This is a genomic window from Aeromonas sp. L_1B5_3 (assembly GCF_963866575.1).
GTDB lineage: Bacteria > Pseudomonadota > Gammaproteobacteria > Enterobacterales > Aeromonadaceae > Aeromonas > Aeromonas jandaei.
On record NZ_CAWMDN010000035.1, the window covers coordinates 16,067 to 33,357 of the forward strand.

Genomic DNA, 17,291 nt, shown 5'->3' on the forward strand with positions numbered 1-17,291 from the left:
GCGAGGAGCTGCGCTAATCCATGAACAACAAACTGCGTGGTTATGTGCGGCCTGACGGGGACGATGCCCGGATCGAAACCTGGGGTTGGCCCGAGATGGAGGTCGAGGCCGAGGTCGAGACCAACGCTCTCGGCCTGGCCCCCGACTGGTATCAGCAGGAAGAAGAGGTCGTCGAGCCGGAACCCGAACAGGAGCCGACCCCCTCCATCACTGCCGAGGAGCTGGAGGCAATTCGCCAGGCTGCCTGGGAAGAGGGGATGGCTGAAGGGCGTGAGGCCGGTTATGCCAAGGGGCTGGAAGAGGGCAAGCTGGAAGGGTTGCAACAGGGCCATTCCGCCGGTCTCGAGCAGGGGCGCGAAGAGGGGCTGGCCATGGGGCGCGAACTGGTGGAGCAGGAGATGGCTCACTGGCAAGCTCTGGTAGCCCGGTTGGCCAATCCTCTCAACGAGCTGGATCAGGCAGTGGAGCAGCAGCTGCTCTCACTGGTGTTGCAACTGGCGCGGGCCCTCATCCGCCATGAGGCCGAAACCTCTCCCCGTATTTTGCTGGAGGCGCTCAAGCAGGGGATTGCTCTGCTGCCTGCCGCCGAACAGGGAGTGACGCTGATGCTGCATCCCGACGATATTGCCCGGGTCGAGCAGGCGTTCGGTGCCGAGGAGTGTGTCAAGCGCCAGTGGTGGCTGCAGAGCGATCCCACCCTCTCTCCCGGCGATCTGCAACTGGCGACCGAGCTCTCCAGTATCGACCTGACTCTTTCCGGACGCATTGACCAGCTGCTACGCAACTTCTTGCGAGACAACGCGACGCCCAATAACTCCTCGCCGGATCCGCACCCGTAATCAAGGCCGGACACTGCTGTCCGGTTGACAGTTTTCTACCTCAGGAGGCCAGATGAGCGGCTCGCTACTGAACCGGTTGCAAGGGTACAAGGTGCGCGATAGCGCTCCCAAACCGCCGGTTGCCGGCAAATTGACCCGGGTGGTGGGGCTGACCCTCGAAGCCATCGGCTGCCGTGCCGCCATAGGCGCGCTCTGCCGTATCGATACCCTTGATGGGACGCTGGAGGCTGAAGTGGTCGGCTTCTCTGGTGATCGCCTCTATCTGATGCCGAGCGAGCAGCTCAAGGGGGTCATTCCCGGTGCCCGGGTGGTGCCCATCACCGAAGAGCATGGTATTCCGGTCGGTATGAATCTTCTCGGCCGGGTGATCGACGGTATCGGTCAGCCGCTGGATGGCCTCGGCCCCATTCTTTCCTCCCAGACGGTGCAGTTTGCCCAGCACCGCATCAATCCGCTTGCGCGTCGCCCCATTCATCAGCCGATGGATGTCGGGGTGCGTGCCATCAATGCGGTGCTGACCGTCGGTCAGGGCCAGCGGATGGGGCTGTTTGCCGGCTCCGGTGTTGGTAAATCCGTGCTGCTCGGCATGATGACCCGCGGCTCGGTAGCCGATGTGGTTGTGGTTGGGCTTATCGGCGAACGGGGCCGTGAGGTGAAGGAGTTCATCGAGGATATCCTGGGCGAGGAGGGGCGTGCCCGCTCCGTGGTGGTGGCAGCTCCCGCCGATGCTTCGCCGCTGATGCGTCTCAAGGGGTGCGAAACCGCACTGGCCATCGCCGAGTATTTCCGCGATCAGGGGCTCAACGTGCTGCTCTTGATGGACTCTCTTACCCGTTATGCCCAGGCCCAACGCGAGATTGCGCTGGCCGTGGGCGAGCCGCCGGCTACCAAGGGTTATCCGCCCTCGGTGTTTGCCAAATTGCCGGCGCTGGTTGAGCGGGCCGGTAACGGCAGCGATGGGCAGGGATCCATTACAGCTTTTTTCACCGTACTGACCGAGGGGGACGATCTGCAGGATCCCATCGCCGACGCTGCGCGGGCGATCCTCGATGGCCACATCGTACTGTCACGCGAGCTGGCTGATGCGGGCCACTATCCCGCCATCGACATCGAGAAGTCCATCAGCCGGGTCATGCCTATGGTGACTTCGCCGGAACACATGGATCTGGCGCGCACCCTCAAGCAGTTCTACTCCCTCTATCAGCAGAACCGGGATCTCATCACCATAGGTGCCTACAGCCAGGGCTCTGATCCCCGTATCGACCGTGCCATCATCCAGAAACCCTATCTGGATCAGTTCTTGCAGCAGGGGATGCGCGAGGTTATCCCTTATGACGATGGCCTGCAGGCCTTGCAGATGGTGGCGATGCCACTGATGCGTTGATGAGTCGCTGGATGGTGGAGCAGATCCATGAGTAAAGGGTTGATATTGTTGTCGGAACGGCTGGTGGAGGCGGAGCAGCAGTGTGCGCTCGCGCTGGCGAAGGCCCAGCAGGATCTCAAGCTGTTTATGGAGCAGCAGAATGCCCTCAACCAGTATCGCCAGATCTATCACCAGCAGTGGACCGATCGCGGCTTGCAGGGGATCTCTCCGCAGCAGAACGCCCAGTATCACGCCTTTATCAACAAGCTCGAGCAGGCGGCAACCCAGCAGTACGAAGGGGTGTTGCAGGTGCGGCAGGCGCTGGAGCAGCGCCGCGAAGAGTGGCTGGCAGCCCAGCAGCGGCGCAAGGCGGTGGAGTTGCTGCTGGAAAAACAGGCTAGCCGCGAACAGCAGAAGGCCCAGCGCCAGGAGCAGAAGATGCTGGATGAGTACGCTATCTTGCGGCGCTTCCATCAATCTGGCCTGTAACTTGCTTTGAACTGAACATGGTCGGAGGTCATCTCGCAGGGAACCTCCATAATTCAGGGACTCCATCATGATGCAGACAGTGTTGACACAAGCGCCTTCGGCTCAGACGAACGGGTTGGACAAAGCCGCCCTGAACGGTACACCCGAAACTGCCAATCTGGATAGCGCCGGAGCCCTCGACAGCAAGGGTGACTTCGCCTCTCTGATTGCAAAGGCGCAGAGCAAGGATAAGGGGCCAGCAGATAAAGGGTCCGCAGAGAAGGGAGCAGCAGAGAGTGCCGTCAACAAATCCGGCAGCAACGACCGATCAGCCAAATCTTTGGCGACCGAGAGCGATAGCAGCATCAAAGAAGATGGCGAGAAGAAGGGGGACGAGTTGCCTCCCAACGATTTTCTGCTGCGTCTGCAGGACTCCCTCAAACTCGACACCTCTTTGGTAACGCCTGCCATCGTTGCCGCGGCTCCTGCTGACGGCAATCTGTTGCCGCAAGAGGGGACGCAGCATGCGCTTGAGGTTGGTGATGATGTCAAACCGAGCGCGACTGACAAGTCGGCTCTGCCGCCCTCGGTAGCCGCTGGAACCATGCTGGAGAAGCTTGCTGCGGCGTCCGCACAAGCTGTGTCCACCGTTCAGAATAGTGAATCCGCTCAGGCTGTAGTTGAAGAAGCGGTCGTTGAGAATACCGGCGAAGGGCAGAGCGCCAGCACTCTCAAAGGAGATGCTGAACTCAAGGGGCAGGGGGAGCCAGTACCTGCCGCCAAGGGGGATAAACCTCTCTCCAGAGCCGAACGTGTTGCCCAGTTGGCCAAACTGATGCCAACTGGCGAGTCTGCCCCGGTTAGCAAGCCGGAAACGGCTTCTGGTTCGCAAGTCGGGCCCGACAGTGAAATGGATAGTGCTGTGCCGCTGAACAAGGGACAAGCAGCCCAGACTACCCCTCCTCAGGGACAGGGTGAGGCGCTCAAGACCTTCCACGAAGGGCTCAAGCAAGCCGATGGTACGGCTCAGAATGGGTCACAAGGTGGCGCACAAGGGGATGGCAAGAGCGCCGGGCAGCAGACAACGGCAGATAGCAATCCGGCGCCGACAGCCCAGAGTGCTCGCGAAGGGGCTGCAACTGCTCCCGTCTCTGTCACGACCCAGAGCGCTCAGGCACCTGCTCCTGCCAGCGCGGAACCCGTGATGGTTGCGCCACAGCAGGTGTTGGCACAGGTTGAATCGCAGGGGCCACAGGCCCCCTTGTCGACCATCTCCGCAGGCATTCAGCAGATGGAGGCGGCTGGAGCGACTCCGCTTCGCAAATCAGCCCAACTCGATGTAAAACCCAAAGTGGATAGTACCAACCAAAGTGTGGTGGTGACCGAGGCGGCCAGCGAAAGCAGCCAGAGTCAGTCGGTGCAACATAGCCAGAACAGCCAGACGCAGGTGCAGGTTGCCGAAAACCGGACCCCGTCAGCCGCCGAGGGCGCACAGCGCCGCGAGCCGCAGAATTTGCCTCACCTCAAGCTGGCTGGCCAGGAAGCCCCAGCCGAGTTGCACCAGAAGGTCAACCTGATGCTGGCGGACAAGCTGCAGCAGGCTGAGATCCAGCTCGACCCCATCGGCCTTGGCAAGATGAAAATCCAGATCCAGATCGATGCTTCCAGTCAGGCCAGCGTCCATTTCGTGGTACAACATGGACAGACTCGTGAGATGCTGGAGCAGGCGATGCCGCGTCTGCGCGACATGCTGGCGGGGCAGGGGATCCAGCTTGGTCAAACTCAGGTGCAGCATCAGTCCCAACAGCAGCAACAGCAAGGTCAGGCAACCTCTGGTGGTCAGGGCCAGAGTGGTGGTCAGTCAGGCTCCGGCAGAGGGCAGGAGACGGGGGATGTGACTACATCTACCCTCAATGTGCTGGTGGAATCGACAAACGGTTCCGGAATTGATTTCTATGCTTGATGCAATCCCGAGTAAGTTTATGATATCGAACAAGTTTGATATGAGGGTGGACAAGGGATGGCAGACGATAACGAATTAACCCTGAAAGATCCGGCCGCGGGCAAGAAAAAGAAGCTGATCATTATCATCGCCCTTGCCGTAATCCTGCTGGGTGGTGGCGGTGCTGGCGCCTTTCTGATGCTCTCCGGCTCGGAGAAACCGGCCGCCGAAGCTGCCGAGGGGAAAGAGGCCAAACCCAAGGAGGAGGCGCCCCAGCCTTCACTTTATGTATCGATGCCGCGTCCCTTTGTCTTCAACGTAGCTGGCGTACAGCGAGATCGTCTGGTGCAGATCAAGATCCAGCTGCAGGTGCGCGGTACCGCCGATGAGACGCTGGCCAAGCAGAATATCCCCCTGATTGAAGGCACCTTGCTGCGGGTGTTCAGCGCAGCAACGGCCGAACAGCTGATGACCTTCGAAGGCAAGGAGAAGCTGCGCAAGGATTCACTGGAAGAGTGTCGCCGGGTGCTCAAGGATCTGGTCTCTTCCCCCGTTATCGAACAAGTGCTGTTTACCGGCTTTGTAATGCAGTAGGTGAAGCGTGAGCGATCTGTTAAGTCAGGACGAAATTGATGCTCTCTTGCACGGTGTCGATGATGTCGAAGAGGAGGAGATAGGCTCGGCGGGGGATCCCGGCGTAGCCCAGTTCGACTTCTCCTCCCAGGACCGCATCGTCCGTGGCCGCATGCCGACGCTGGAGCTGGTGAACGAGCGTTTTGCCCGCCACATGCGGATCAGTCTGTTCAACATGATGCGCCGTACTGCCGAGGTATCCATCAACGGCGTACAGATGCTCAAGTTTGGCGAGTATGTTCATACCCTGTTTGTGCCAACCAGTCTCAACATGGTGCGTTTCCGCCCTTTGAAAGGGACTGCGCTAATCACCATGGAGGCCCGGCTGGTCTTCATCCTGGTGGAGAACTTCTTTGGTGGCGATGGTCGCTACCACGCCAAAATTGAAGGGCGTGAATTTACCCCCACTGAACGACGCATCATCCAGATGCTGCTCAAGCTGGTGTTTGAAGATTACAAGGATGCCTGGGCTCCGGTGATGGATGTGGGCTTTGAGTATCTCGACTCCGAAGTGAACCCGGCAATGGCTAACATTGTCAGCCCGACTGAAGTGATCGTGGTCAGCTCGTTCCACATCGAACTGGATGGTGGTGGTGGTGACTTCCATGTGGCCATGCCTTACTCCATGCTGGAGCCCATCCGCGAACTGCTGGATGCCGGTGTACAGAGTGACAAGGGTGATACCGATGTGCGCTGGAGCAAGGCGCTGCGCGACGAGATCATGGACGTCAAGGTCGAGTTGCGGGCCAAACTGCTGGAGACCGAGCTCACCCTGCGCGAGCTGATGGAGCTGCAACCTGGTGATATCATCCCGGTCGAGATGCCGGAAAACCTGCTGGTTTTCGTGGAAGACCTGCCGACTTTCCACGCCAAGATGGGGCGCACCAAGGATAATGTCGCTCTCAAGATCACCGACAAACTCAAGCGCCCGGAAGGGGTCAAGACCGAGATGCATCTGGTGACCCGGGGTGGTGTACGTATCGATGGCGAGGCCGAGCTGGAAGAGCTGGAGCGCAGCATCGAGGATCAACAGAGATAATCGACGGTTTATTGCGATAAACGGTTATGAAGTAGCGATAAGGAAGCAAGATGAGCGGAACTGAGGAAGAGGATCTGATGGCGGACGCATGGGCTGCCGCTCTGGAAGAGCAGGTGACGGCGGAAGCCAAGCCAGCCCCGCTGGAAGAGTTGAAAGATGACGCCCCCATCAGTGCCGAGGAGCGCCGCAAGCTCGATACCATTCTGGATATCCCTGTCACCATCGCCATGGAAGTGGGCCGCAGCCAGATTAGCATTCGCAACCTGCTGCAACTGAACCAGGGCTCGGTAGTTGAGCTGGATCGGGTGGCCGGTGAGCCGCTGGATGTGCTGGTCAACGGCACCCTGATCGCCCACGGTGAGGTAGTAGTGGTAAACGACAAGTTCGGTATCCGTCTGACCGATGTCATCAGCCAGATTGAGCGGATCAAGAAACTCAAATGATGCGAATGCTGCTGTTACTGCTGCTGCCCTTGCCGGCACTGGCCGATGTGGGGGCGGCAGTCAATGCCCCCAGCCTGAGCTCTTGGTTGCTCTCCAGCCTGATGGTGATCGGCCTTATTCTGGTACTGGGCTTTCTGCTCAAGAAGAGCAAAATTGCCACTGCCATGGGAGGCGGCCAGATGAGGGTGATAGCCAGCCTGCCGGTGGGCTACAAAGAGAAGTTGCTGGTGGTCAAAGTAGGTGAACAGCAGTTGCTGGTCGGGGTCACGCCACAGCAGGTCAACTTCCTCTATCGCTTGGAAGAGCCGCTCGATGAAAATCAGCCTCAGGTTTTCTCCCAGCAGCTTGGCAAATTGATGGGTAAGCATGAAAAAAGCTAACTGGATCTGGCTGCTGATCAGCCTGCTGACCCCGCTACTCTTCTCCTCGCTGGCCGTGGCACAGGATGCCATGTCGGCTGTGACCGTCAAAACCATGGCTGATGGTAGTCAGGAGTACAGCCTGACCCTGCAAGTTCTGGCGGTGATGACGGCGCTCTCGTTCTTGCCTTCCATGGTGATCATGATGACGTCGTTTACCCGCATCATCATAGTGCTGGGGATTTTGCGTCAGGCGATCGGGTTGCAGCAGAGCCCTTCCAACCAGGTGCTGATCGGCATCGCCCTCTTCATGTCGTTTTTCATCATGTCGCCAGTGCTCGATCGCATCAACAATGAAGCGTTGCAGCCCTATCTGGCAGAGACCATTCAGGCGAAAGAGGCGCTGGAGCGGGCCGAATTACCCATCCATCAGTTCATGCTGGCGCAAACTCGCATCAAGGATCTCAATACCTTTATGGAGATCGCCAACGTGCAGGTGGAGAAACCTGCCGATGTGCCGCTGCGGGTGTTGATCCCGGCTTTTGTGACCAGCGAACTGAAAACTGCCTTTCAGATTGGCTTCATGCTGTTTCTGCCGTTTCTGGTTATCGACCTGGTGGTGGCCAGTATCTTGATGGCGATGGGGATGATGATGCTCTCGCCGATGATCGTTTCACTGCCATTCAAGCTGATGCTGTTTGTCATGGTGGATGGCTGGAACCTGATCCTGGGTTCTCTGGCCAACAGTTTCGGACTGGGTACCGGCTAAGCCGGGCCGAAGGAGCAGGCAGTATGAGCCCTGAAACCTTTGTCGACGTATTTCGCGAGGCGCTCTGGTTAGTCACGATCATGGTCTGTGCCGTGATACTGCCCAGCCTCTTCGTTGGCCTGCTGGTAGCTATTTTTCAGGCGGCCACTTCCATCAACGAACAGACCTTAAGCTTTCTGCCTCGTCTGATTGTGACGCTTTTAGCTTTGGGGGTTGGTGCTCACTGGGGCTTGCAGAGTCTGATGGACTTCTTTCAGCTAATGGTGAGCCAGATCCCCGAGGTGGTGGGATGACCTACACAACCGCTCTTATCATGGAGTGGTTGTCTTCCATCCTCTGGCCACTTGCCCGGGTGAGTAGCCTGCTGATGGTGATGGCGGTGTTTGGTAGCCGTCTTGCCCCAGCCCGGATCCGGATTGGCTTGGCCCTTGCCATTACCTTTCTGATTGCGCCTCTTCTACCCAAGATGCCTCCTATCGAGCTTTTTTCCGTCGGCAGTTTTCTGGTATTGGCCCAGCAGTTGCTTATAGGCATTGCGCTGGGACTGATGACCCAGTTTCTGATGGAGAGCTTCGTAATGGCGGGGCAGGTAATCGCCATGCAGACCAGTCTGGGTTTTGCCACCCTGGTTGACCCCATGAATGGTCAGGCTACACCAGTGGTCGGCCAGTTTTATCTGATGCTAGCGACGCTGGTTTTTCTGGCGCTCGATGGTCATTTGGTGATGCTGCGACTGGTCATCCTCAGCTTTGAGACACTCCCCGTCTCCGATAGCGGTCTTTCGGTTTCCTCCATGCAAACCTTGAGCAAATTCCTGGGGGTTATGTATCAGGCTGCGCTGGTTATGTCGCTCTCTGCCATAGTGGCGCTGCTGCTTATCAACTTCGCTTTTGGCGTGATGACCCGGGCTGCTCCTCAGCTCAATATTTTCAGTATCGGTTTTGCCGTCAGCATGATGTCGGGTCTGCTCATCCTCTGGCTCACTATCGGTGGTTTTCTCGGCCATTTTGATAGTCTGTGGGAGCGGGTGCAGGAGGTCAGCTGCGAGCTGATTGACACCCAGTGTTTGGGGGGCGCCCATGGCTGATACCGATCAGGAACGTACTGAACAACCCACGGGCAAACGACTGCAACAAGCCCGTGAAAAAGGGCAGATTGCGCGTTCAAAGGAGCTGGGTACCGCCAGTGTCTTGCTTTCAGCCGTGTTCGGGCTGCTGATGCTCAAGGGGTCGCTCGCCAGCGCCATGATCAAAGTGTTGACGACCGGTTTTACTCTGGACAGGGAGCAGGCCTTCGACCCCAACGCCATGATCGCCATGGTTCCAGCGCTGCTTGGGGAATTGATCCTTCCGCTGGGTCTGCTTTTTGCGCTGGTTACCATTGCCGCTTTTATCGGCAATACCCTGATGGGGGGGATGAACTTCTCCGCCGAGGCGATGATGCCTAAGTTCAGCAAGCTGAGCCCGCTCAACGGGTTGAAGCGGATGTTCGGGGTGCAATCGTTGGTCGAGCTGGTCAAGTCGATTGCCAAGGTTGTGTTTATTTCCCTGTTTGCATGGTGGATGCTTTCCAGCCAGTTTAACCATCTGCTCAATCTCTCGATGGAGGGATACCCCGGTGGCATCATTGATGCGCTAGAACTCTTTCTCTGGATGCTGATCATCCTCTGTTGTGCCCTTATCCCTATTGTGGCCATAGACGTGCCGTTCCAGCAGTGGAATCACATGCGTCAGCTCAAGATGACCAAGCAGGAGATAAAAGACGAATTCAGGGATAGCGAAGGTAAGCCAGAGGTCAAAGGGCGGATCCGTCGTCTGCAAATGGAGATGGCTGCGCGCCGGATGATGGGGGAAGTGCCCAAGGCGGATGTAGTTATCACCAACCCGACCCATTACTCTGTTGCCCTCAAATATGAGGCGGGCAAGCCTGGTGCCGCACCCAAGGTGATCGCCAAGGGGACTGACGAGGTGGCGATGAAGATCAGGGAGATCGCCCGTGAATACAATATTCCCATCATGCCTTCTCCCGAGTTGACCCGCGCCATCTATCACTCCACCGAGCTGGGTAGAGAAATTCCAGAGGGGCTGTTTGCTGCTGTGGCCCAGGTGCTGGCCTATGTGTTCCAGCTCAAGAAGTTCCGCCGTGGACATGGACGTCGCCCGCAGCCGCTGGCTAAAGATCTTCCTATTCCGCCTGAATATCGCAAATGACAAAGTTCTGACACAGTCAAAATAAAATCATTTAAAATCAATGCATTGAATTCTTGGCTTGATGTTTGCTTTAATCTGGAACCAGCAAGTAAAGATCGAGAAAAGCAATGGAATTCAAGGCAACATTGGGCCGCTTAAAAGAGTACAGATGGCTGCTTGGCAAAGGGGTCGGTACCCCGCTGCTGGTGCTGGCATCCATGGGGATGGTGGTTTTGCCCATTCCGCCTCTGATGCTGGATATCCTCTTCTCCTTCAATATCGCGCTCTCCATCGTGGTCCTGCTGGTTGCCGTCTACACTCGCCGTCCTCTCGAATTTGCCGCATTTCCTACTGTACTGCTTATCGCGACTCTGCTTCGTCTGGCACTTAACGTTGCTTCTACCCGGGTTGTTTTGTTGGAAGGCCACAACGGCAGTGCGGCTGCGGGGCACGTGATCGAAGCCTTTGGTAACGTGGTGATCGGCGGTAACTACGCGGTCGGCATCATCGTCTTCATGATCCTGATGATCATCAACTTTGTGGTGGTCACCAAGGGTGCAGGGCGTATCTCCGAGGTGAGTGCCCGCTTCACTCTTGATGCGATGCCAGGCAAACAGATGGCCATCGATGCCGATTTGAACGCCGGCCTTATCAATCAGGAAGAGGCCAAAAAGCGCCGCCAGGATGTGACTCAGGAGGCCGATTTCTACGGTTCTATGGACGGTGCGTCCAAATTTGTTAAAGGGGATGCGATTGCGGGCATCATGATCCTCTTTATCAACATACTGGGGGGCTTCATCATCGGCATGGCCCAACACCAGCTCACCTTCAGCGAATCGGCCCAGATCTACACCTTGCTGGCTATCGGTGATGGCCTGGTTGCCCAGATCCCCTCCCTGCTGCTCTCTATCGCAGCCGCCATCATAGTCACCCGGCAAAATACCGATCAGGATATGGGGACTGCGGTATTGGGACAGCTGTTCGATAATCCCAAGGCGCTAGTCATTTCTGCCGGTATCTTGCTGATGATGGGCAGTGTGCCCGGTATGCCGCATGTAGCATTTCTGAGTCTGGGTGGCGTAGCTGCGGTCGGAGCCTGGTGGCTGCTGCGCCGCGAGAAACTGCTTGCAGCCAAGGCAGCCAAAGGGGAGTTGATGCCGGCAAGTGCCGACCAACCTGCTCACGAGCAGAAAGAGCTGAGCTGGGACGACGTGATGCCAGTCGATATCATTGGTCTGGAAGTGGGCTATCAGCTCATTCCGCTGGTGGATCGCAGTCAGGGAGGTGAGTTGCTCAACCGGATTAAAGGGGTTCGAAAGAAACTGTCGCAAGAGCTGGGTTTTCTTATCCCTGCCGTGCACATTCGTGACAACCTGGAGCTGGCTCCCAACCAATATCGCATCACCTTGATGGGGGTCAGTACCGGCGAGGCCAATGTTTACCATGATAAGGAGATGGCCATTAATCCGGGTCAGGTCTTTGGTCAGGTGCAGGGGATTGCTGCACGGGACCCAGCCTTTGGGCTGGAAGCCGTCTGGGTTGCCAAGGAGCAGGTCTCTCATGCTCAAACACTGGGCTATACGGTGGTTGATACGGCGACTGTGGTTGCCACCCACCTTAGCCAGATCCTAACCAACCATGCCTCACTGCTGCTCGGTCACGATGAAGTGCAACAGCTGCTCGATATGATCGGCAAGCACCAGAGCAAACTGGTTGAAGGGCTGGTGCCTGAAGTCATCAGCATGGGTAACCTTGTGAAGGTATTGCAGAATTTGCTCAATGAAGGCGTGCCAATTCGCGATATGCGCACTATTCTGCAGACCCTAGTCGAGTACGCACCCCGTAGCCCGGATCCGGAAGTGCTGACAGCCGCCTGCCGGATTGCCCTGCGCCGTCTGATCGTGCAGGAGATTGCCGGCCCGGATCCCGAGCTGCCGGTTATTACCTTGGCACCAGAACTGGAACGTATATTGCATCAGTCCTTGCAGGCGGGTGGCGGTGATGGTGCCGGTATTGAGCCGGGTTTGGCGGAGCGGATGCAGCGCTCACTGGTAGAGGCTACACAACGGCAAGAGTTGGAAGGTCAACCAGCCGTGCTGCTGACATCGGGGATCTTGCGCAATACCCTGGCCAAATTTGTGAAGAATGCCATTCCAGGATTGCGTGTTCTGTCGTATCAGGAAGTGCCTGATGACAAGCAGATTCGTATCGTCAGTGCAGTCGGACAGAACTAGTTAGCGGAGATGACGGGTGAAGATTAAGCGGTTTTTTGCCAAGGACATGCGAACGGCTCTGGCCGAGGTCAAGGAGACTCTCGGGCCGGATGCCGTCATCATGTCCAACAAGAAGGTGACCGGAGGGGTCGAGATAGTCGCCGCTGTTGACTATCAATCCCAGGTTCCGGGGCCGAGAGATACGCCGGTTCGCCGTCAGCTGAACGATGAGAGCGTCAATATTTCGTCTGCTGCGCGGCAGATGGGGCGCCCTGAACCAGCACCCAACCAGAACGAACACTATGCCGATACGCTGGCAGCCTTGCTTGCTCGTCAGCAAAAGTTGCAACCGGGCAATGGCGCCGGGATGGGGGGGGCTCAGCCAGCCGCAATAGCTGCCACGACTTCTGCACCGAAAACCCTTGCCGAACAGGGACAGTGGGGGGCCGCTCCCGAACCTGCCAAACCTCGGGCTCGTGCCGCATCAACTTCTCCTCGCGCCCCTCAATCCAATCAACGTGATCAGGAGATGGAGGGGATGCGCAAGGAGATGGCCAGCATCCGCAAGCTGCTGGAGCACCAGATCTCCGGTCTGATGTGGCAGGAAGTGGAGCGCCGGGAGCCGATGCGTGCGCTGCTCATCAAAGAGCTCAAGAAGATGGGGTTTGACGATGCCTTTGCCGATCAGCTGGCAGGCATGATCCCGGAAGATATGTCGATCCATCAGGGAATGGCTCAACTGGCTGAAGTGCTTACAGCTCAACTCAAGATCAGCGAAGACGAAATTTTGCGGCAGGGTGGGGCTGTTGCCCTGCTCGGTCCGACCGGGGTTGGCAAGACCACCACCATTGCCAAACTGGCAGCACGCTTTGCCATGAAATATGGTGCCGAGCAGGTGGCGCTGATCACCACTGACAATTACCGGATCGGCGCCCATGAGCAGTTGCAGACCTATGGTCGAATCATGGGATGTCCGGTTCGTCAGGTGCGCGATGCCGAGGAGCTGGCCAGTGCACTTTATCAGTTCCGTCATCGCAGGTTGGTATTGATCGATACGGCAGGGGTCGGTCAGCGGGATATTCGCTTGACCGAGCAGCTCGATACCCTGGTCAAGAATGCCAAGGTGCGGATCCGCAGTTATCTGGTGATGTCGGCAACCTCCCAGCGTCGGGTGATGCAGGAGGCGGTCGACCATTTCCGGCGTATTCCGCTTAGCGGCTGCATACTTACCAAATTGGATGAAAGTCTGAATCTGGGCGAAGTGATTAACGTGTGTATCCAGAATTCATTGCCCATCAGCTATATCACTGACGGACAAAGGGTTCCGGAAGATATTCAGGTTGCCAATGCGGCGCAGCTCGTTGGAGCCGCCATGGGGTCGCTGGAGCGAGAAACAGAAGAGCCCTATTTCTGGGGTGCAGGCTTTGGCGAGGCCGAAGATTCGGAGTTTTATGAGTAACATGTATATGGATCAGGCGAGTGGTCTGCGCAAAATGCGTCAAAACAATCGAGTTAAAGTAATCGCCGTTTCCGGAGGCAAGGGGGGCGTCGGCAAGACCAACGTCACTCTGAACGTGGCTGGAGCCATGGCTGCGCAGGGCAAACGGGTAATGGTACTGGATGCTGACCTCGGTCTGGCAAACGTGGACGTCATGCTGGGGCTGCGGGTACACCGCAACCTATCCCACGTACTGGCCGGTGAATGCACTATCGACGACATCATTGTCGAGGGGCCGTACGGCATGATGATAGTGCCGGCAACTTCCGGTACCCAGTCGATGGTCGAGCTCTCGCCCGTACAGCATGCCGAGCTTATCCGAGCTTTTAGCGAAATGAAGACTCAGGTCGATATTTTGCTGGTAGATACCGCCGCCGGTATCTCCGACATGGTGCTGAGCTTTACTCGTGCAGCGCAAGACATCATGGTCGTGGTGTGCGATGAGCCGACCTCCATTACCGATGCTTACGCTCTCATCAAGATCCTCTCCAAGGAGCACGGCGTGTTCCGCTTCAAGGTGGTTGCCAATATGGTACGCAGCCTGCGTGAGGGTCAGGAGCTCTTTGCCAAGCTGACTCGGGTAACGGATCGTTTCCTGGACACCTCTCTGGAGCTGGTAGCCTGCGTGCCTTACGACACCAATTTGCGGGCATCAGTGCGCAAACAGAAGCTGATTGTTGAAGCATTCCCCAAATCTCCTGCTGCGCTGGCGTTCCGTGCGCTGGCCAACAAGGCGGCAAGCTGGCCAGTTCCCAATCAGCCGGGTGGTCATCTGGAGTTTTTCCTGGAGAATTTGCTGCAAAAGCCGGCCACAACACAGGAAGGTTCCCGTGAATAAAGCCCAAGCGTACTTGCGTCATCAGGATTCCTATGTGCTGGTGGAGCGACATGCTCCGCTGGTCAAGCGAATAGCCCAGCATCTGCTGGCTCGTCTGCCCAGCAGTGTCTTGCTGGATGACCTGATCCAGGCAGGTATGATTGGGCTGCTGGAAGCCTCTCGCAACTTTGACGGCAGCAAGGGAGCCAGTTTCGAGACTTACGCAGGGATCCGCATTCGTGGTGCCATGCTCGATGAAATTAGGCGTGGTGACTGGGTGCCTCGTTCCGTGCATCGCAATAGCCGTGCAATATCTGAAGCCATCGAAAATGTTGAACAAGCCAATGGTCGAGATGCGCGTGATACGGAAGTCGCGGCTCAGATGGGAGTCTCAATTGCTGACTATCATGTCATGCTGCAGGATGTTTCCTGTGGAAAAATTATCGGAATTGAGGATCTGGGGGTCAGTGAGGATGTGATTGGTCATCCTGATGACACTCCCTCCGGGTCAGGTTTCGATGATTTGGCAGCAGAACGATTTCAGATTGCATTAGCCGAGCAAATTGGTCGCTTACCAGAGAGGGAAGCCCTGGTTCTCTCTCTTTACTACGATGAAGAGCTGAATTTGCGCGAAATCGGCGAGGTTTTGAATGTCAGTGAGTCACGGGTGAGTCAGATCCACAGTCAGGCAATGCACAGATTACGTGCTCGTTTGCGAGATTGGCATCTATAAGTGTTTGTACTGGCTACACTGAGACTAAACTCTAAGGCATAATCCGCACGACACAACCCGTTTTTAGCATCATGTAAGTGAGCCGCCGAGGCGGCTATTTAGGAGGGAATTTTGGACAAGAACATGAAAATCCTCATTGTTGATGACTTTTCAACGATGCGCCGGATTATCAAGAACTTGCTGCGCGACTTGGGATTCAACAACACCCACGAGGCGGATGATGGCAATACAGCGTTGCCGATGCTGAAAAATGGTGATTTCCAGTTTGTAGTAACTGACTGGAACATGCCCGGCATGCAAGGTATTGACCTGCTCAAGGCCATTCGGGTTGATGACAAACTCAAACATCTTCCGGTTTTGATGGTGACAGCTGAAGCCAAACGCGAACAGATCATTGAGGCCGCACAAGCTGGCGTTAATGGCTACATCGTCAAGCCTTTCACTGCAGCGACGCTCAAAGAAAAACTGGACAAGATTTTTGAACGAATCGGCTAAGGAGCTGCAGGGATGATGGCCAAAACGAGAGCAATGATTTCGCTCGACCAGGCAAGGATGCTTGTTGCTCATCTTGAGCAAGGTGAATTTGAGCTGGCCGATGATCTGCTTGCCGAAGTATGCGCCCCCAATGCCTCCGATCTGTTTGACAAGGTCGGTCAGCTGACAAGACAACTGCATAATTCACTACAAGAGTTTCGCCTTGATCCGCGGATTCCTGATCTGGCTACTCATGATATCCCCGATGCTCGGGAACGCCTTAGCTACGTTATCGATATGACTGACAAGGCTGCAAACCGCACCATGGATGCGGTAGAAGCCAGCCTGCCGATTGCAGATCGTCTTAATGACAATATCCAGCTGGTTATGCCGAACTGGAATGCCTTGATGTCCCGCGACATGAATGTTGGGCAATTCAAATCGCTCTGTCACCAACTCGATGATTTTATTAAGGCTTCAGAGTCTGATGCCGATAAATTACGGCAACTGCTGACAGAGATCCTGATGGCGCAAGATTTTCAGGATCTAACCGGGCAGATGATCCGCAAGGTCATCAAACTTGTGCAGGAAGTAGAAACAAAATTAATAGAAATGCTGACTATGTTTGGTGAGGCTTCTGCAGAGCATTCAACTCGCAGCCTTCCTGTCAACGGGATTGAAGCTGAAGGCCCCATCATGAACCCCGAGGCCCGTGCCGATGTGGTCAATGGTCAGGATGATGTGGACGATCTGCTGTCTAGCTTGGGATTCTAATGGAGTGACGCATGGCCTTCGAAGTTGATGAAGACATACTGCAAGACTTTCTGGTCGAAGCATCCGAAATATTGGAACAGTTGTCTGAGCAACTGGTCGACTTGGAAAAGCGGCCCGATGACAAGAACTTGCTGAACGCGATTTTTCGCGGCTTTCATACTGTGAAAGGCGGTGCTGGGTTCTTGTCGCTGGGCGAACTGGTTGACGTATGCCACGGTGCCGAGAACGTGTTTGATATCTTGCGCAATGGCAAGCGTACAGTGACTGCAGAATTGATGGATGTAATCTTGCAGGCTCTGGACGCCATCAACGTCATGTTTGCCCAAGTGCAAAATCGTGAAGCGCCAAGTCCTGCGTCAGAAGATCTTCTGCACGACCTTCATGAGTTGTGCAAGCCTGAGGGTGAAGAGCAGCTGAGGACTGCAACCAGCAGTGCTGCCTCTGATGTCGTTGCCGATCCCGAACCAGTAGCCCCTCAAGTAGACGTTTTCGTTGCTGAGCCTGAAGTTTCAGCAGAGAGCGTTGAGCCAGCAGCAGTTAATGGTGGTGGTTCTATTGACGAGATCTCTGCTGACGAGTTCGAACGTTTACTGGATGAGCTGCATGGTGTTGGCGCAGCCCCAACCAAAGCGGCTTCAACATCTGTGACCACAGATTCCGGTGACATTACAGATGATGAGTTCGAAGCTTTGTTAGATCAGCTGCATGGCCAAGGACAACATATAGGCTGTCTCTTAT

Annotated in this window: 19 protein-coding genes; all 19 read left to right on the forward strand. The window is 56.2% G+C overall.

Translation table 11 applies throughout. The features are described from left to right. Positions 1-20 precede the first annotated feature (20 nt). Positions 21-839, forward strand: coding sequence for a flagellar assembly protein FliH (gene fliH, locus AACR93_RS03065; protein ID WP_043849983.1), 819 nt, complete (start codon positions 21-23; stop codon positions 837-839). 52 nt (positions 840-891) lie between these two features. Continuing rightward, positions 892-2,223, forward strand: a complete 1,332-nt coding sequence (gene fliI / locus AACR93_RS03070) for a flagellar protein export ATPase FliI (protein ID WP_042031567.1) — start codon at positions 892-894, stop codon at positions 2,221-2,223. A 27-nt stretch (positions 2,224-2,250) separates the two neighbouring features. Beyond that, positions 2,251-2,691 (forward strand): flagellar export protein FliJ, encoded by a 441-nt coding sequence (gene fliJ, locus AACR93_RS03075; RefSeq protein ID WP_033114462.1) that lies wholly within the window; start codon positions 2,251-2,253, stop codon positions 2,689-2,691. Positions 2,692-2,758: 67 nt separating this feature from the next. Continuing rightward, positions 2,759-4,633, forward strand: a complete 1,875-nt coding sequence (locus tag AACR93_RS03080) for a flagellar hook-length control protein FliK (RefSeq protein WP_043849984.1) — start codon at positions 2,759-2,761, stop codon at positions 4,631-4,633. Positions 4,634-4,690: 57 nt separating this feature from the next. Beyond that, a complete protein-coding gene (gene fliL / locus AACR93_RS03085) occupies positions 4,691-5,206 on the forward strand; it encodes a flagellar basal body-associated protein FliL (RefSeq protein WP_041208919.1) in 516 nt (171 codons plus the stop codon). Between the two features lie 7 nt (positions 5,207-5,213). Beyond that, positions 5,214-6,284, forward strand: a complete 1,071-nt coding sequence (fliM, locus tag AACR93_RS03090; RefSeq protein WP_041208918.1) for a flagellar motor switch protein FliM — start codon at positions 5,214-5,216, stop codon at positions 6,282-6,284. Between the two features lie 50 nt (positions 6,285-6,334). Continuing rightward, complete coding sequence (gene fliN, locus AACR93_RS03095) at positions 6,335-6,727, forward strand: flagellar motor switch protein FliN (RefSeq protein ID WP_005298791.1); 393 nt, start codon at positions 6,335-6,337, stop codon at positions 6,725-6,727. Then, entirely contained in the window at positions 6,724-7,107 is a 384-nt protein-coding gene (fliO, locus tag AACR93_RS03100) for a flagellar biosynthetic protein FliO (RefSeq protein WP_043849985.1), read from the forward strand. Before fliN ends, fliO begins: the two co-directional genes overlap by 4 nt. Next, the gene (fliP, locus tag AACR93_RS03105; RefSeq protein WP_043849986.1) at positions 7,094-7,855 is read left to right on the forward strand and encodes a flagellar type III secretion system pore protein FliP; all 762 of its coding nucleotides are present in this window, start codon (positions 7,094-7,096) and stop codon (positions 7,853-7,855) included. The genes fliO and fliP overlap by 14 nt, the downstream gene beginning before the upstream one ends. A gap of 23 nt (positions 7,856-7,878) precedes the next feature. After that, positions 7,879-8,148: a flagellar biosynthesis protein FliQ gene (gene fliQ / locus AACR93_RS03110; RefSeq protein ID WP_041208915.1), complete on the forward strand. Its 270-nt coding sequence runs from the start codon at positions 7,879-7,881 to the stop codon at positions 8,146-8,148. Next, entirely contained in the window at positions 8,145-8,942 is a 798-nt protein-coding gene (gene fliR, locus AACR93_RS03115) for a flagellar biosynthetic protein FliR (RefSeq protein WP_041208914.1), read from the forward strand. The genes fliQ and fliR overlap by 4 nt, the downstream gene beginning before the upstream one ends. Further along, a complete protein-coding gene (flhB, locus tag AACR93_RS03120; protein ID WP_043849987.1) occupies positions 8,935-10,065 on the forward strand; it encodes a flagellar biosynthesis protein FlhB in 1,131 nt (376 codons plus the stop codon). Before fliR ends, flhB begins: the two co-directional genes overlap by 8 nt. A gap of 107 nt (positions 10,066-10,172) precedes the next feature. Continuing rightward, the gene (gene flhA, locus AACR93_RS03125) at positions 10,173-12,278 is read left to right on the forward strand and encodes a flagellar biosynthesis protein FlhA (RefSeq protein ID WP_041208912.1); all 2,106 of its coding nucleotides are present in this window, start codon (positions 10,173-10,175) and stop codon (positions 12,276-12,278) included. Positions 12,279-12,294: 16 nt separating this feature from the next. Continuing rightward, positions 12,295-13,716 carry a flagellar biosynthesis protein FlhF gene (flhF, locus tag AACR93_RS03130; RefSeq protein ID WP_043849988.1) on the forward strand — a complete coding sequence of 474 codons (1,422 nt, stop codon included), beginning with the start codon at positions 12,295-12,297 and terminating at the stop codon, positions 13,714-13,716. 1 nt (position 13,717) lies between these two features. Continuing rightward, positions 13,718-14,593: a MinD/ParA family protein gene (locus AACR93_RS03135; RefSeq protein WP_033114450.1), complete on the forward strand. Its 876-nt coding sequence runs from the start codon at positions 13,718-13,720 to the stop codon at positions 14,591-14,593. Continuing rightward, positions 14,586-15,305 (forward strand): RNA polymerase sigma factor FliA, encoded by a 720-nt coding sequence (locus AACR93_RS03140; protein ID WP_043849989.1) that lies wholly within the window; start codon positions 14,586-14,588, stop codon positions 15,303-15,305. Before AACR93_RS03135 ends, AACR93_RS03140 begins: the two co-directional genes overlap by 8 nt. A 123-nt stretch (positions 15,306-15,428) precedes the next feature. Continuing rightward, entirely contained in the window at positions 15,429-15,800 is a 372-nt protein-coding gene (gene cheY / locus AACR93_RS03145; RefSeq protein WP_005298814.1) for a chemotaxis response regulator CheY, read from the forward strand. Between the two features lie 12 nt (positions 15,801-15,812). Then, positions 15,813-16,553, forward strand: a complete 741-nt coding sequence (locus tag AACR93_RS03150) for a protein phosphatase CheZ (protein WP_033114448.1) — start codon at positions 15,813-15,815, stop codon at positions 16,551-16,553. Between the two features lie 11 nt (positions 16,554-16,564). Next, the coding region (locus AACR93_RS03155) for an Hpt domain-containing protein (protein WP_043849990.1) at positions 16,565-17,291 on the forward strand (727 nt) is incomplete at its 3' end.

Excerpts from the sequence above, each read along its gene's own strand:
- AACR93_RS03135 (WP_033114450.1), top strand. The coding sequence starts at position 13,718 with ATGTATATGGATCAGGCGAGTGGTCTGCGCAAAATGCGTCAAAACAAT.
- fliI (WP_042031567.1), top strand. The coding sequence starts at position 892 with ATGAGCGGCTCGCTACTGAACCGGTTGCAAGGGTACAAGGTGCGCGAT.
- cheY (WP_005298814.1), top strand. The coding sequence starts at position 15,429 with ATGAAAATCCTCATTGTTGATGACTTTTCAACGATGCGCCGGATTATC.
- fliR (WP_041208914.1), top strand. The coding sequence starts at position 8,145 with ATGACCTACACAACCGCTCTTATCATGGAGTGGTTGTCTTCCATCCTC.
- flhA (WP_041208912.1), top strand. The coding sequence starts at position 10,173 with ATGGAATTCAAGGCAACATTGGGCCGCTTAAAAGAGTACAGATGGCTG.
- fliO (WP_043849985.1), top strand. The coding sequence starts at position 6,724 with ATGATGCGAATGCTGCTGTTACTGCTGCTGCCCTTGCCGGCACTGGCC.
- AACR93_RS03080 (WP_043849984.1), top strand. The coding sequence starts at position 2,759 with ATGATGCAGACAGTGTTGACACAAGCGCCTTCGGCTCAGACGAACGGG.
- AACR93_RS03150 (WP_033114448.1), top strand. The coding sequence starts at position 15,813 with ATGATGGCCAAAACGAGAGCAATGATTTCGCTCGACCAGGCAAGGATG.
- fliP (WP_043849986.1), top strand. The coding sequence starts at position 7,094 with ATGAAAAAAGCTAACTGGATCTGGCTGCTGATCAGCCTGCTGACCCCG.
- fliH (WP_043849983.1), top strand. The coding sequence starts at position 21 with ATGAACAACAAACTGCGTGGTTATGTGCGGCCTGACGGGGACGATGCC.
- fliJ (WP_033114462.1), top strand. The coding sequence starts at position 2,251 with ATGAGTAAAGGGTTGATATTGTTGTCGGAACGGCTGGTGGAGGCGGAG.
- fliN (WP_005298791.1), top strand. The coding sequence starts at position 6,335 with ATGAGCGGAACTGAGGAAGAGGATCTGATGGCGGACGCATGGGCTGCC.
- fliQ (WP_041208915.1), top strand. The coding sequence starts at position 7,879 with ATGAGCCCTGAAACCTTTGTCGACGTATTTCGCGAGGCGCTCTGGTTA.
- flhB (WP_043849987.1), top strand. The coding sequence starts at position 8,935 with ATGGCTGATACCGATCAGGAACGTACTGAACAACCCACGGGCAAACGA.
- fliL (WP_041208919.1), top strand. The coding sequence starts at position 4,691 with ATGGCAGACGATAACGAATTAACCCTGAAAGATCCGGCCGCGGGCAAG.